The sequence below is a fragment of the Bacillus sp. TH13 genome, assembly GCF_016651175.1.
GTDB lineage: Bacteria > Bacillota > Bacilli > Bacillales > Bacillaceae_G > Bacillus_A > Bacillus_A thuringiensis_S.
On the sequence record NZ_JAEKEJ010000025.1, the window covers coordinates 1,191,104 to 1,205,721 of the forward strand.

Genomic DNA, 14,618 nt, shown 5'->3' on the forward strand with positions numbered 1-14,618 from the left:
GCGTACTTCCCAACTCAATTCTTAATAACTTCTTTCGTTAACCCCTTCGCCTTTTCCAAAGCGTTTTTGATTTGTTCAAACCCTGTCCCACCAGCACTATTACGGCGCTTTACAGCCGCATATGGTGAAAGAACTTCATACAAATCTTCTTCAAATAAAGAGCTCATTTCTTTATATGTTTCAAGCGAGACATCTAATAAATAAATTCCTTTTTGTGTGCAATATAGCACTAACTTCCCAACAATTTCATGAGCTTGACGGAATGGTAGTCCTTTGTTTGCTAAATAGTCGGCAATTTCTGTTGCGTTGGAGAAATCTTGCGTCACAGCTTGCCCCATTTTTTCTTTGTTTACAGTCATCGTTTCAAGCATGCCCGCCATAATATGAAGGCATCCTTCTACTGTTTTTACTGTATCAAACATTCCTTCTTTATCTTCTTGCAAGTCTTTATTGTAAGCGAGCGGTAATCCTTTCATTACTGTAAGTAAACTGAATAAATTACCGTATACTCTGCCTATTTTACCACGGATTAGTTCCGCCATATCCGGATTTTTCTTTTGCGGCATAATGCTGCTTCCAGTTGCGTATTGATCGCTCATTTCAATAAATTGAAACTCTTGGCTACTCCATAAAATAAGTTCTTCACAAAAGCGCGATAAGTGCATCATAAGCATAGATGAGTTACTTAAAAACTCCAGGATGAAATCACGATCACTTACTGCATCTAAACTATTTTCATATATTCCATTAAATCCAAGAAGCTCCGCACTATATTCTCGGTCAATCGGGAATGTCGTCCCAGCTAGCGCTCCTGCTCCTAATGGGGAGATATTAATACGCTTTAATGAATCTTCATAACGATTCACATCACGCTCTAACATCCAAAAGTAAGCGAGAATATGATGAGCAAATGAAATCGGCTGGGCACGTTGCAAATGCGTATAGCCAGGCATAATCGTTTCAATATTATTTTCTGCTTGATGAACAAGAACAGTTTGCAATTGCTTTGTAGCTTTTATAATATGTTCTATCTTTTCTTTTAAATACAAATGCATATCCGTTGCTACTTGATCATTACGGCTTCGGCCTGTATGAAGTTTCCCTCCTACTTCGCCAATTTGTTCAATTAGCATCTTTTCGATATTTAAATGAATATCTTCTGCTTCTACTGAAAATTGTAGCTTATTCTCTTTTGCTTCTTTCAATAAATATTGAAGACCTATCTTTATTTTCTCTGCCTCTTCTTTCGTAACGATGCCTTGCTTTGCTAGCATCGTTACGTGTGCAATACTCCCTTTTATATCTTGATTTACTAATTGTTGATCGAAGGAGATGGATGCTCCAAACTCTTCAACCCACGCTTCCGCTTCTTCCGTAAAACGTCCGCCCCAAAGTTTGCTCACGCTTCCACCTTCTTTTGATTCACTTGGCTGTATACTTTCGTCGGTAAACCAAATAATGAAATGAATCCAACTGCTGCATCATGATTAAATTCGTCCTGGGCAGTATATGTTGCTAATTTTTCATCGTATAAAGAGTATTCAGATTTACGTCCTTCTACAATCGCATGACCTTTAAATAATTTTACACGCACTGTACCTGTTACATTCTTTTGCGTTTCTTGTAAAAATGCATGAAGCGCTTGTTTTAAAGGAGAGAACCATAAACCGTTATAAATAAGTTCTGTTATTTTCTGTTCAATCACTGGTTTAAAATGTGCTACTTCTTTTACGTGTGTTAAATCTTCCAACTCTTTATGCGCAGTGATTAACGTCATTGCTGCTGGGCATTCGTATACTTCACGAGATTTAATACCGACAAGACGATTTTCTACGTGATCGATACGTCCAACGCCATGTTTTCCAGCAAGTGCATTTAACGTTTTAATTAATTCTGCAAGTGAATATGCAGTACCATTCAAAGTCGTCGGTACACCTGCTTCAAATCCGATTTCTACAAACTCTGGCTTATTCGGTGTATCTTCTAATGCTAATGTCATTTCATATGCCTCTTCTGGTGGTGCTGCCCATGGATCTTCTAAAATTCCACATTCGTTGCTGCGTCCCCATAAGTTTTGATCGATTGAAAACGGGCTATCTAAATGAATCGGAATTGGTACATCGTTTTCTTTTGCATATGCAATTTCTTCTTCACGTGACCACTTCCATTCACGTACAGGCGCAATCACTTCTAAGTAAGGATTTAATGCTTGGATAGAAACTTCAAAACGAACTTGGTCATTTCCCTTTCCTGTACATCCATGTGCAACTGCAGTTGCACCTTCTTGTTCTGCGATTTCTACTAATTTCTTCGCAATAAGCGGACGAGATAATGCAGAGACAAGAGGGTATTTCCCTTCGTATAATGTGTGTGCTTGCATCGCCATCAATGCATATTCATTCGCAAATTCTTCTTGGACATCCACCATATATGATTTAATTGCACCAACTGAAAGTGCCTTTTCTTTCACAAACCCTAAGTCTTTTCCTTCCCCTAAATCTAAACAAAGTGCAATAACATCATAATTCTTCTCTTGTAACCATTTAATTGCAACGGAAGTATCAAGACCTCCGGAATATGCTAATACAACTTTTTTCTTCTCCATTTTGCATCCCCCTAAAGAATAAATATTCATTTTCTTTTATAATAATTCAAACTTTAACACCTTTTACAAAATGTATCAAGAGTCATTTTCAAATTTTTTCAAACAATTTCGTCGAACTTCTTTCTGTTTTTCTGTACAATATAAGCAGGAAAACGGGGGTGAACTTATGGAAAAGTATTTCTTATACGATAATCATCTAGGAATTGAAATTCCGCATTTACAAGAAGATTGGGAAGATATCCCCGAAAAAATGCAGCATGCTATTTTACTAAAATGGGAACAAATTCGCGGGAAAATTCCTGATCGTATAAAAGAACTTGAGCACTATATTAATACAAAACAACATCATTTAAATAACGAAGAAGACTTCGAAGTTTCTTGTAAACTAAATTCAGAAATTGCCGATCTTGCTTCCATCATTAATGACCTTTGGCTTTGGTATCGACTCACTCAAAATGTATCTGAGGGGAAAGCACACCAATGAAAAAAGCATGCCCCTCAATTACTTTGGGTCATGCTTTTTTGTCGTAACATGATTTACAATATATCTCTTGTGCTGTTTTCGCCAAACACACATCAAATGGACCAACTAATATACTTCTTTCTTTCGGCAACTTTACAAAAGCAACAAGTTCTTCTTCATATTGAATTTTTTTCTGACATGAAACGCATATTAATTCTTTTCTTTTGAACATGTCTTTTAGCATATCTTCACTCTCCCCTTCATCTATCTATATTAATATACTCTCATAATAGTTAAGAGTTGTAAAAAAATGACACATTTCGAATCGAATGATTCATATACTATGTACAAAAGGAGGTCTAAAGCTTATGCGTGCTTTCGTTATTATCGCTTTAACTTTTTTAAGTGTAATTAGTTGGGATGCATTTTTTAAAGATAAAAGTGATGAAAAGAACACAACGGAATAAAACCCTTTTTTTCTTACTTATTGGACAAACCGTTACAAACTGTCCAATCCTCTGAAATAACTTAGGCTTTGCTACAAAAATATTTAAACATAACATTTTTTGTAGATTCCCTCCGTTTATTGTCGGTTTCCATCCGCATACATTTTTTAAAAGTATGATATAATAGTATAAATCTTGAAGGAAGGGATTTTGATATCATGATCGCTCGAAGGAGCATGTGGCATCGTATTGACGAATCATACACGTAGCGTATTTTTCAGCTCAGATACTTTAGTCTAGCGAAAAAAATACGAGAGTGGGGAAATTATGATTGCCCGAAGGATAATTTGGCAAAAAAAAGACTCTTCTTACACATAGCGTTTTGTTTAGGACTTAATTGTTACTAACTAAACAAAACAAAGAAGAGCAGGATTGCTAAATGACGAATCCTACTCCACGTTTTGTTTAGTCGTTTTAAGACTTAAACTAAAACGAAGGTAGGGAGAATTGATGGACGAGAGGATTATTCGTTATTTCTTCAGCGACATATAGCGTAGTTAGTTTTTTCGTAAACTAACTGAAAGCTACATGTGAGCTCGTAGTTAGTTTACAACACAAAAAGGACTACTAACTACGGAAAGAAGGAATAACGATGAGGAACATCCAAAGTCGGCAAATTATTAAAGAAATTTTTATGGTTTTAATCGGTTCATTTATTTTAGCAGCAGCGCTATATCACATTCACTTCCAAAACCACTTAACAGAAGGTGGCTTTGTAGGAATTGCACTATTCATTCAAAACTTTTATGATATTTCACCATCTATTTCAACTGTATTAATGGATATCCCAATTATTTTACTGTGTGCTTCATTTTTGGGTAGAAAAATGGTTGGCTATTCATTCTTAGGTTCTATTTCATTCGGATTATTTTATTCCTTAATGGAAAATTATTCTCCATTTACGGTAGATTTATCAAATAATTTATTTATAGCTGCAATAGTTGGCGGTGCGTTAGCTGGTATTGGACTCGGTTTTATATTGCGATTTGGCGGTGCAACCGGTGGAGACGATATTTTAACAATTGTATTAAGTAAACGAACTCGTTTTACAATTGGGCAAATTTTCTTCGTCTTTGACGCGATTGTTCTTGCGCTTTCATTATATTATTTAAATTGGACAGAAATTGCTTTTACTATTCTTTCGATTGCCGTACAGGCAAAAACATTGGATTTAATTTATTATCCAAAAACAGAAAAAACAGCAGAAAAGCAGCCAGTATCTGTTCCAATGTCCAAAAAACATGCAACAAATTAAAAAAGCGAAAGGCTTCGGCCTCTCGCTTTTTTTATGCTCTTTTTTCTTTCTCGACTATATGGCGCACTTGATAAAATCTATTTGCAAATTCAGTAACGTTTCTTGTTAAACGATAGTTCACTGTAGATCCAATTGCCATTCCAATTACCGGAATACCTTGGAATAATTTACGACGAAGAGCATAAATCGAAAATGTCTTCAAAATTTGTTTTAACACAACTTCAGTAGAAGCTGTTTGTAGCACTGCTTCGTCTCCTTCATAAAAGAACGAATCTTCTTGCTCCAGCTCTTGCAATAAATTGTACCATGCGTATTGCTGAAGTCTTCCTGGTAGTAATGACGCATGAAACACCTTTAACGCAAGCATCATTTCATAAGGCTTGTTCACATCATGCCCAAATGATGTTGCAATAAGTTGGACTGCCTTCACATTTAACGCGATCATAACCGGAAAATCTGCCGTTAATAATAATAAACCTCCAGCACCTGTCGCCCCGCCTTGCACAAACGAATATAGACGATGACGTGCTGTTTGCTGCTCTGCTATGTATGTTAACTGATCAATAGATAATGCTTTCAAATCTTCAAGCTGTTCAATCGATTCATCAAATAATCTCGATGTTCCTAAAATCCGATTACGTGCATCTAACTGTGCTTGTGAACTTTGAATAAATGCATGCAAATGAAAGAGCCATCCATCTGCTTTCGTGAAGAATTCTTTTCGCTTTTTCTCAGGTAATTTCGCAACTGTAGTATGTAACCATTTATCAAACACTTTTTGAAAATCGGTCGCTTCTTGCTCAACTAATTGCGCTTCCCATTCTTTTATATTGTCTAAAATGGCTTGTTCTCGCTTCGATCGCATCGTAACAACCACCTCGTTCGATTTTTTTCTATTGTAACATATTTCTGCTTATTCTTTACAAATATGCTTGTATATCTCTTTTTATATACCCTTTATGAGTGACATAAAATAATAGCAAAAAGGATGAGATGCTTCACATGAATCTATCCAATCTAAAACAAAATTATAACGCAGAATTCAGCTTAGGAAAAAACTGCTGGCCTACTTGGGCATTATATCAATTAGAATTATCACCATTTTTTGGTGTTATTGATTTTATGCTAAGTCCTTCATTAGCGAAAGTAAATTTATTATTCCAAAATCGATTTGACCGCTTTTTAAATTAAGAAAATTTATCCTTCATCTCATTTTGGGATGATGATGCAAAATTAAGATGAAGGGACAACCTTTATGAAATTGACTCCTGTCATGACTTTAAAACAGATGTAAACACACCAACTACTTGGCCTTCTTATACAGAAATTAAGTTAAACTACGAACATCGAACTAATCGTTTTCTAACTACAATTGAAACGGCAGAATCCATATTATTTCTTCGAACTGGAGGAACATACGAAGAATCATGTTCCCTAGAACAAATTTTATCTCAAATAATTACACATACATTCTCTGTCCTGTTACTAATTCCTGCCGATATACCAACTATCACTCAAGAAGATTGGGGATTACAACATACTTGCGTTATGAAATGTCCTATTATGGATGTATACCAATACAATGAAGCATTTTGGAAAGACTTATTTGATGGAATTACAGTTAGACCGCACACTTAAATACACGATACTTTTATCACACCATATATTATAATCGTCCTTATACAAAACAAATAAGGAGTGATTCTATTATGTATCCACGTGCAAAAGCTTTCGGTCTTGCTGTACATCAAGATCGCCTTCTCGTACAAGAATATTATACAGAAGGCGAAACATATTATCGTCCTCTTGGCGGTTCCATTGAACTTGGTGAAAAATCAGCACATACTGTTATTCGGGAGTTTAAAGAAGAGCTTCATACGGAGATAGAAATCACCAATTATTTAGGTTGCTTAGAAAATGTCTTTCATCTAGATGGGGGCATTGGTCATGAAATCATTCAACTATATTCTTTGCGTTTATTAGACACCTCACTATATGAAATGGAAATATTAAATATACAAGATGAGCAAGCAGTAACGTATGCGAAATGGATTCCTATTAAGGCATTCATTCAGAAAGAAAAAATATTATATCCGGATGGAATTTTAAAATACATCCAAAAGAAAAAAGACGAAATCCTATAGGATCTCGTCTTTCTTTTTATATATTAACCAATATCTCCAAGACGTAGTACGTCACGAGCGATCATAACTTCTTCGTCAGTTGGAATTACGATAATTTTTACTGGAGAGTGTGGGAAGCTGATGAATGCTTCTTCACCGAATACGTTATTACGTTTTACATCGAAGTATACGCCCATGTACTCAAGGCCTTCTAATACGCGCTCACGAATAATCGCACTGTTTTCACCTACACCAGCTGTAAAGATGATTGCGTCGACACCTTTCATACGAGCTGTGTAAGAACCGATGTATTTGTGGATACGGCTTACGAATACATCAAGTGCTACTTTCGCACGGTGGTCGCCTTCTTCTTCTTTCGCAATGATGTCACGTAGGTCACTAGAGTAACCAGTAAGACCTAACATACCACTCTTCTTGTTTAATACGTTAACTACTTCTTCTACTGTTTGGCCTGTTTTTTCCATGATGTATGGAATTAACGCAGGGTCAAGGTTACCAGAACGTGTACCCATTGTTACACCAGCAAGTGGAGTGAAGCCCATAGAAGTATCGATAGATTTACCGCCTTCTACTGCTGCGATACTTGCACCGTTACCTAAGTGACAAGAAAGTAAGCTTAAGCTTTCAAGTGGACGACCTAGTAATTCAGCCGCACGCTCAGTTACGTATTTATGAGAAGTTCCGTGGAAACCGTATTTACGGATGCCAAATTTCTCATAGTACTCATATGGCAAGCTGTATAGGAATGCAGATTCCGGCATTGTTTGGTGGAATGCTGTATCGAATACTGCTACTGCTGGTACGTTTGGTAATACTTCTTGGAATGCTTTAATACCAACAATGTTTGCTGGGTTGTGAAGTGGTGCTAAATCGCTTAATTCTTCGATATCAGCTAATACTTCATCAGTAATTAGAACAGAGTCAGCAAATTTTTCGCCGCCGTGAACAACACGGTGACCGATACCGCCAATCTCATCTAGAGACTTAACGATTCCGTTTTCAGTTAATTTTTTTAGAAGCATATTAACTGCTACTGCGTGATCTGGAATGTTTGTAATTTCTTTTTGTTTTTCGCCATCTACAGTAATAGTGAAGATACTATCTTCTAAACCGATACGTTCTACTAAACCTTTTGTTAATACTGTTTCACTTGGCATTTCAAATAATTGGAATTTTAAGGAAGAGCTTCCTGCGTTAATCGCGATGATTTTTGACATCTAGTCTTTCGCCCCTTTTTCTCTTGGTAGTTGTGTGGATGTTTCCACAAACCGCTCGATTTTATCTAATCAAATTTACTAAATATGAAAACGTTTCATCATTAGCAAATTTTATACTCACGATTTTAATTTAAACATCGTCCGACATATATTTCAAGTGAAAAAATTGTAACACCAAGAAAAAATATATATTACAGATTTCAAAAAAATTCAGTTAAATCTAGTATATATTTAAAAATATGACATATTATATAAAACTGTACTACATGAATCACTAACTCTGTTACATATACCCAACTTTATTTATGTGTTGCAAACCAAGTATTTAATTGATCCATAATGTTCTCCATCGCCTTCATGTTAGAGAATTTAGGCAACTCCACTAATAACGCCTGTTTTGGCATTGTTACATTAGAGCCTTTCTTTTGGAGAACAAATATACTTTTTGCATTTTTCTCGTTTTTAAACATGGAAACAGGAAGCTGTAATAACCCTTGAATAAAGCATGTTTCTTTAATAAATGCATGTAATTTTGGTGCTTGGTCACTTTCAAAAATGAAGTTTGGTACTAAGAAGAATAAGTACCCGCCCTCTTTCGTATGTTTCACACTTTGTTCAATAAATAAGTGATGAGCATACGACATTCCTTCATCTGCTTTTAATTTATATTCACTTGCACCGATTTCGTTTGGATAGTAACCAATCGGTAAATCTGAAACGACTGCATCAACTGGATCGATATAAAGTGGTGCTAGTCCATCTTGATGGAAGAATTCGATTGCATGCTTTTGTAAATTTGCATTTACTAAAGCAAGTTTAATTAGCACTTCATCCACTTCTACACCAAATCCACTCATTGTTAGTCCTTCTTTGGCGCTATTAAACACTGTAGTCATTAAATTTCCTGTTCCAATTGCAGGATCTAAAACTGTAATTTCGTTTTGACCTTGCATAAATTTATGGAATAAGTAACTCATGAACATTCCAACTGCATCAGGCGTCATTTCATGATTGGCTTGTACGCCTTCTTTCATTCCTTTTAAGATGGCTAACTGAAATGCTTTACGAATTTCTTCACCTTTATATGTTTCTTCATTAAACGTACTATATTCACGATTCAGCCTTTCAATTGCCGATTCGGATAATTCCTCTTGTAAAATCGCTCCCTCAAACAAGTTATCACCTGTTTCTACAAGCGCCTCCAAATATGTCACATCTAATTCTTTACGTAAAACTACCGCAGAAGAATCAAAAATAGAAAATAATGTTTCTACTGTCTGACTCACGTACATTCCTCCTTCTCTCTTTTACACATAACTCATATCATACCACAAAGTGATTTTTTCCAAAAAGAAAAAGCGACCTCCTGTAAAGAGCTCCCTCTCAAGTTATATATGATATAACGTTTTTTCTCATATATCGGCACCGTTACGCAGCGATATATGAGAAAAAACGACCTCTTTATAAGAGGTCATTTCCTTCACATTACTTTGCAGATTTAGCTGCTTCTAATGCTGCTTCATAGTTTGGATGGCTTGTACCTTCGCCTACGTATTCTACGTAAACTACTTTGTCATTGCTATCTACTACGAATACTGCACGAGCAAGTAAACGAAGTTCTTTCATTACTAAGCCGTAAGCTTCACCGAATGAAAGGTCACGGTGGTCAGAAAGTGTAACAACATTTTCTAAACCGTTTGCTGCACACCAGCGTTTTTGAGCGAATGGTAAATCAGCGCTAATTGTTAATACTTTCGCGTTTTCAATACCTGCTGCATCTTGGTTAAAACGACGTGTTTGTGCATCACACACACCCGTGTCGATTGAAGGTACAACACTAATTAATTTTACTTCGCCTTTGTATGTTTCTAAACTTACTGGAGATAAGTCGTTTGCTAATACTTGGAAGTTTGGCGCTTGATCGCCAACTTTAACTTCTGTTCCAACTAAAGTCATTGGATTACCTTTAAAAGTTACGTTTGCCACTTGAAAATCCTCCCTTATTTAAACAAAATATGTACAATGTAAATGATAGTTTGTCCCTATCGATAATGCAAATAAAATCGCTTTATTTACAAAAAAATAAAAGAAGCTAACCTATTGATTAGCTTCTTTATTCGTTAAATTTGAAATTCAGGATCATCTTCTTTTCGTTTATCCATCATTTCTTTCACTTTATCAACAGCTTGTGGCGCTAATTCAATTATTTTATCGATGACATGCGTTTGCTTATCTAAATGTAATACTTTCACACCATCTCCATTTATTACAAGAAAAGCAACAGGATTAATAGAAACTCCTCCACCACTTCCCCCGCCAAATGGATGACGGCCTGAATGTTCTACTTTACCAAATTCACTTCCACCAGCGGCGAATCCGAAACTAACTTTCGAAACGGTAAGAATTACACTTCCATCTGCCGCTTTAATCGGATCACCAACAATTGTATTTACATCAGTCATTTGTTTTAAATGCTGCATTGCGGTTGTCATTAAACCTTGAATTGGATGGTCCACTTTATATCCCCCCTATGCTTGAACTGATTTTTCATTCGTACCAGATCTTTGTCTTCTCATAAACGTGAGTAATTTGATACCCGTTTTTATAGCACGAAATATACGAAAAGATGCTGTTAACTCGCATCTCGATGCAAATCCCTTCCCTTGAAAAACAGGAGTAATTTCAAATTCTGGTACATCGACAATATGCATATATTGTCCGACAACTCCAGCAGCCATTCCTTTTGTCCCCCATGCATATCCAGTGACAATTCCAGTACTAGCTGCGTCGCCTGCTCCAATCTGCGTATGCCATCTCCAACCATTGATTTTCACTCGTTTGAGAAAATCTTTAACGATAGTATGAACTTTTTGAAGCCTTTTTATCAGTTCCCCAATACTGTCAAGTTGCGCCATAATTTTATTATCTAGTCCGCCGTCCTCTTCAGCTTTTTCGATTTTCTGTCCTGTCTTTTTCTGCTGTTTTTCAATTCTTTCCAACACATCAAATGTATATCGAATCATCCATATTTTCACTTGAAATAAACATTGCTTTTCCATTTCTGAATATAAAAATGTCACCTTAAGCGATATTTTCGACAATAGTATAAGCAAAATAAAAAGGAGAAGAATTATTATTCCAATTACGAGCCACTTCATACGTATCATCCTTTCACTCCGTACCCATTATCGACAAGTTTATTCATCGTTAAACAGAGTTTTATAAGATTGAATATAAAAATTTTTCTAAAAATAAAAAGGTATTTTGACAATTTGTATCGAAATATATTATTTGAACATATCATCAGGGAACGGACTCTAATGATATGTAGCACGAAAAACAGAAAATTCAACTGCAGTGGAGGGATACATAATGGCAGATCGTCGCAATTTATTTTTCTTTTATGGTGATGACAAGGCAACGTTCGTTGAAAAAATGAAACCAATCTATAGTATTTTAGAAGAGAATGGATTTACCATATTAGATCATTCAAAAAATGCAAACGCTATCGTCAGTGTTGGAGATGATGCAACCTTCTTACAAGCCGTTCGTAAAACTGGTTTTAGAGAAGATTGCTTATACGCAGGGATTTCTACGAAAGATGAAACTTCGTTCTACTGCGATTTTCACATTGATCACATTGATACAGCCCTTCAAGAAATTACAAAAAATGAAATTGAAGTGCGCAAATATCCAACAATTCAGGTAGATGTAGATCATGGTACATCTTTCTATTGTTTAAATGAGTTCTCATTACGTTCTAGCATTATTAAAACATTCGTTGTAGATGTTTACGTTGATGATTTATACTTCGAAACATTTAGAGGGGATGGTTTAGTTGTTTCTACCCCAACTGGAAGTACAGCTTACAATAAATCATTGCATGGTGCAGTTGTTGACCCGCTTATCCCATGTTTCCAAGTAAGCGAACTAGCATCATTAAATAACAACACTTACCGTACGCTCGGTTCACCGTTCATTTTAAATCACGAACGTACATTAACTTTAAAACTACGACCAGACGGTAACGATTATCCTGTTATCGGCATGGATAACGAAGCGCTTAGCATTAAACAAGTGGAAAAAGCTGTTGTACGCTTAAGCGATAAACAAATTAAAACAGTTAAATTAAAAAACAACTCTTTCTGGGAAAAAGTACAAAGAACGTTTTTATAGAATTAAAATAACCGCAGAATTATGGCATCCCATAATTCTGCGGTTATTTATTTCTCTAACTATTAGTTGCTATTTTTGTCGGTAAGTCGATATATTTCAATAATCGCTCATATATTTTTACATACCTTTTCTATAGACAACTTGGCCATCTATTACGGTCATTTCTGCTTGTACTTCTTTCATTTCTTCTGCCTCAATTTCAAAAATATTACGGTCTAATATCGTAAAGTCTGCTTCATATCCTTTTGTAATTTGCCCTCGCTTCGCTTCTTTTCCGATTGCATAGGCACTTCCTGTTGTAAATAGAGAAACAGCCTCATATACCGTTAATCTTTCCTCAGGCATATAGCATACATCGTCAATAAAACTTCTGCGTGTAACAGCGCTATATATGCCTAAAAACGGATTCACTTGTTCAATTGGTGCGTCAGACCCACCGTTGCAGCGTAATCCTGCTTCCAGTAACGTCTTCCAAGCGTACGCATAACGAAGACGACGCTCGCCTAGTTTTTCAATGACTGACGGGAAATCTGAGGAAAGAAAGACTGGCTGTATATCGATAATAGCCGACAAGTTTTTCATTCTTTCAATCAACTCTTCACGAGCAAGCTGACAATGAATAATACGGTCACGTAACCCTTCTGCTGGTGGATATAATTCGAGTGCATCAATGACATATTCAAGCGATAAGTCACCGATAGTATGAATCGCAACTGGCATATGTAAGTCTCGTGCTTTCTTCACTAATTCTGCAAGTTCTTCACTTGAGAAAATTGCAACCCCATTCGTTTCCTTCGCATCTTCATACGGTTCACTTAATAATGCTGTTCTTCCGCCAAAAGAACCGTCAGAAAAAATTTTCATTGCCCCAAATTCAATATAATGTTCATTTTCATATTCTTTTCGTTCATGTGCTACTTCATGGTGAACGAGCAAATGGGCTTTAAATGGCATTTCTTTTATAACGTGAGAAAACGCATTATATGTTTTTCTAAAACCACCATAATAATTTAAATCTTCCGTATGCCCGCCAACAAGTCCGTATTTCCAGCAATCTTTAATCGCTGTTTGCAGAGCTCTTTGTAAATAAGCTTCATCAATTTCTGGCTGAACATGTTTAATTAATTCTTGCCCTTGTTCATATAAAAGCCCTGTTAACTTATTTGATGAATCCCTACCAATTTTCCCGCCTTTTGGATCTTGCGTCGCTTCTGTTATATTCGCTTCTTGCAGTATGTATGAATTCACCCATGTAACGTGACGACAAACTCGCTTTAATAAAATGGGATGTTCTTTCGAAATTTCATCTAAATCACGCGCAAGAACATCTTTCGTATCTGTAAAGTTATTTTCATTCCATCCTTCTCCAATAATCCAAGAGCCCTTTGGAGCTTCTTCCACTCGCTTCTGAACAAGAGTAAGCACTTCACCATAAGATGTACAATTTGATAAATCTAGACGGAGTAATCTCTCTCCATGCCCAATAAGATGCATATGACTATCAACGAGACCTGGGATCATTGTTTTGCCTTTTAAATCGTGCAATGTAACCGCGGCATATTGGTTTTCTAACTCTTCTTTACTTCCAACATCAACAATCGTACCGTTTTCAACGTAAACAGCGTCCACTTTTTCATTTTCTTCTCTCATTGTGTAAATGGTGCCGCCATACCAAATTTCTCCCATATATCCCATCTCCTTTATTTTTTATTGTATAAAAAAAAGCACCATTTCAAAACATGGTGCTTTTCTAAAAATTACTTTTGTTCAGTAGTAGACGTTGTAACTTGCCATTCAATATTAAATTTATCTTTTACTTGTCCGTATGCTGGGCTCCAGAATGTTTCTTGAAGTGGCATGATAACTTCTCCACCTTCTTGTAACTTATCGAATACTTCTTTTGCTTTTTCTGCATTACTAATTTGAATTGCGATTGTTACTTGAGATCCGATTGCATGCCCTTGACCTGGGAATGTATCAGAAATCATAAGATCCGTATTACCAACTTTTAAAGTAGCGTGTAAAACGCGCTCTTTCGCTTCAGCTGGAATCGGGTATTCTGGATTTTCAGGCATGTCACCAAAAGTTTGCATGACTTCTACTTTTGCATCTAAAGCCTCTTTATAAAACTGTACAGCTTCTTGCCCACTACCATCTAAAACTAAGTACGGATTAATACCTAAAATCATACGGACACCTCTTTTTTAAGTTTTTAAAATCGAACTTGTGTTCGTTTTCATATTATCATTGTT

The 14,618-nt window shown here is 36.0% G+C and carries 15 protein-coding genes and 1 pseudogene; 5 read left to right on the top strand and 11 right to left on the bottom strand.

What is annotated here, in order from left to right; all coding sequences use genetic code 11:
* Positions 1-14: 14 nt before the first annotated feature.
* Together argH and JFU02_RS14420 are read right to left on the bottom strand one after the other, a co-directional pair.
* Positions 15-1,403: an argininosuccinate lyase gene (gene argH / locus JFU02_RS14415; RefSeq protein ID WP_098285411.1), complete on the bottom strand. Its 1,389-nt coding sequence runs from the start codon at positions 1,401-1,403 to the stop codon at positions 15-17.
* Positions 1,400-2,605 carry an argininosuccinate synthase gene (locus tag JFU02_RS14420; protein WP_000412339.1) on the bottom strand — a complete coding sequence of 402 codons (1,206 nt, stop codon included), beginning with the start codon at positions 2,603-2,605 and terminating at the stop codon, positions 1,400-1,402. The genes argH and JFU02_RS14420 overlap by 4 nt, the downstream gene beginning before the upstream one ends.
* A gap of 166 nt (positions 2,606-2,771) precedes the next feature.
* Between JFU02_RS14420 and JFU02_RS14425 the strand changes: the two genes are divergently transcribed.
* The gene (locus JFU02_RS14425) at positions 2,772-3,089 is read left to right on the top strand and encodes a hypothetical protein (protein WP_000417222.1); all 318 of its coding nucleotides are present in this window, start codon (positions 2,772-2,774) and stop codon (positions 3,087-3,089) included.
* Positions 3,090-3,117: 28 nt separating this feature from the next.
* Here the strand turns inward: JFU02_RS14425 and JFU02_RS14430 are convergent, their stop codons facing one another.
* The gene (locus JFU02_RS14430) at positions 3,118-3,312 is read right to left on the bottom strand and encodes a hypothetical protein (RefSeq protein ID WP_000910278.1); all 195 of its coding nucleotides are present in this window, start codon (positions 3,310-3,312) and stop codon (positions 3,118-3,120) included.
* A gap of 854 nt (positions 3,313-4,166) precedes the next feature.
* Between JFU02_RS14430 and JFU02_RS14435 the strand changes: the two genes are divergently transcribed.
* Positions 4,167-4,829 carry a YitT family protein gene (locus JFU02_RS14435; protein WP_001244514.1) on the top strand — a complete coding sequence of 221 codons (663 nt, stop codon included), beginning with the start codon at positions 4,167-4,169 and terminating at the stop codon, positions 4,827-4,829.
* 31 nt (positions 4,830-4,860) lie between these two features.
* Here JFU02_RS14435 and JFU02_RS14440 read toward each other — a convergent pair whose 3' ends face one another.
* A complete protein-coding gene (locus JFU02_RS14440) occupies positions 4,861-5,694 on the bottom strand; it encodes an EcsC family protein (protein ID WP_001256853.1) in 834 nt (277 codons plus the stop codon).
* A gap of 137 nt (positions 5,695-5,831) precedes the next feature.
* Between JFU02_RS14440 and JFU02_RS32140 the strand changes: the two are divergent.
* Both JFU02_RS32140 and JFU02_RS14450 read left to right on the top strand, forming a co-directional pair.
* Positions 5,832-6,467: pseudogene (locus JFU02_RS32140) on the top strand (DUF1796 family putative cysteine peptidase).
* Positions 6,468-6,538: 71 nt separating this feature from the next.
* The gene (locus JFU02_RS14450; RefSeq protein WP_000283505.1) at positions 6,539-6,973 is read left to right on the top strand and encodes an NUDIX hydrolase; all 435 of its coding nucleotides are present in this window, start codon (positions 6,539-6,541) and stop codon (positions 6,971-6,973) included.
* A 23-nt stretch (positions 6,974-6,996) separates the two neighbouring features.
* On the opposite strand, the gene ackA is transcribed toward JFU02_RS14450, so the two are convergent.
* The 5 genes from ackA to JFU02_RS14475 form a co-directional block, all read right to left on the bottom strand.
* Entirely contained in the window at positions 6,997-8,190 is a 1,194-nt protein-coding gene (gene ackA, locus JFU02_RS14455) for an acetate kinase (RefSeq protein ID WP_000034570.1), read from the bottom strand.
* Positions 8,191-8,489: 299 nt separating this feature from the next.
* Positions 8,490-9,476 carry a class I SAM-dependent methyltransferase gene (locus tag JFU02_RS14460; protein ID WP_000084365.1) on the bottom strand — a complete coding sequence of 329 codons (987 nt, stop codon included), beginning with the start codon at positions 9,474-9,476 and terminating at the stop codon, positions 8,490-8,492.
* Positions 9,477-9,675: 199 nt separating this feature from the next.
* A complete protein-coding gene (tpx, locus tag JFU02_RS14465; protein WP_000024527.1) occupies positions 9,676-10,176 on the bottom strand; it encodes a thiol peroxidase in 501 nt (166 codons plus the stop codon).
* 134 nt (positions 10,177-10,310) lie between these two features.
* Positions 10,311-10,706, bottom strand: a complete 396-nt coding sequence (gene ytfJ / locus JFU02_RS14470) for a GerW family sporulation protein (RefSeq protein ID WP_000350003.1) — start codon at positions 10,704-10,706, stop codon at positions 10,311-10,313.
* 12 nt (positions 10,707-10,718) lie between these two features.
* Positions 10,719-11,357, bottom strand: a complete 639-nt coding sequence (locus tag JFU02_RS14475; RefSeq protein ID WP_042972715.1) for a DUF2953 domain-containing protein — start codon at positions 11,355-11,357, stop codon at positions 10,719-10,721.
* A 205-nt stretch (positions 11,358-11,562) separates the two neighbouring features.
* Here JFU02_RS14475 and JFU02_RS14480 point away from each other — a divergent pair, with 205 nt between their 5' ends.
* On the top strand, positions 11,563-12,366 hold the full coding sequence (locus JFU02_RS14480) for an NAD kinase (protein WP_086405835.1): 804 nt from the start codon (positions 11,563-11,565) through the stop codon (positions 12,364-12,366).
* A gap of 117 nt (positions 12,367-12,483) precedes the next feature.
* On the opposite strand, the gene JFU02_RS14485 is transcribed toward JFU02_RS14480, so the two are convergent.
* Together JFU02_RS14485 and JFU02_RS14490 are read right to left on the bottom strand one after the other, a co-directional pair.
* Positions 12,484-14,052: an amidohydrolase gene (locus tag JFU02_RS14485; protein WP_201071153.1), complete on the bottom strand. Its 1,569-nt coding sequence runs from the start codon at positions 14,050-14,052 to the stop codon at positions 12,484-12,486.
* A gap of 71 nt (positions 14,053-14,123) precedes the next feature.
* Positions 14,124-14,555: a VOC family protein gene (locus JFU02_RS14490; RefSeq protein WP_000600350.1), complete on the bottom strand. Its 432-nt coding sequence runs from the start codon at positions 14,553-14,555 to the stop codon at positions 14,124-14,126.
* Positions 14,556-14,618: the final 63 nt, after the last annotated feature.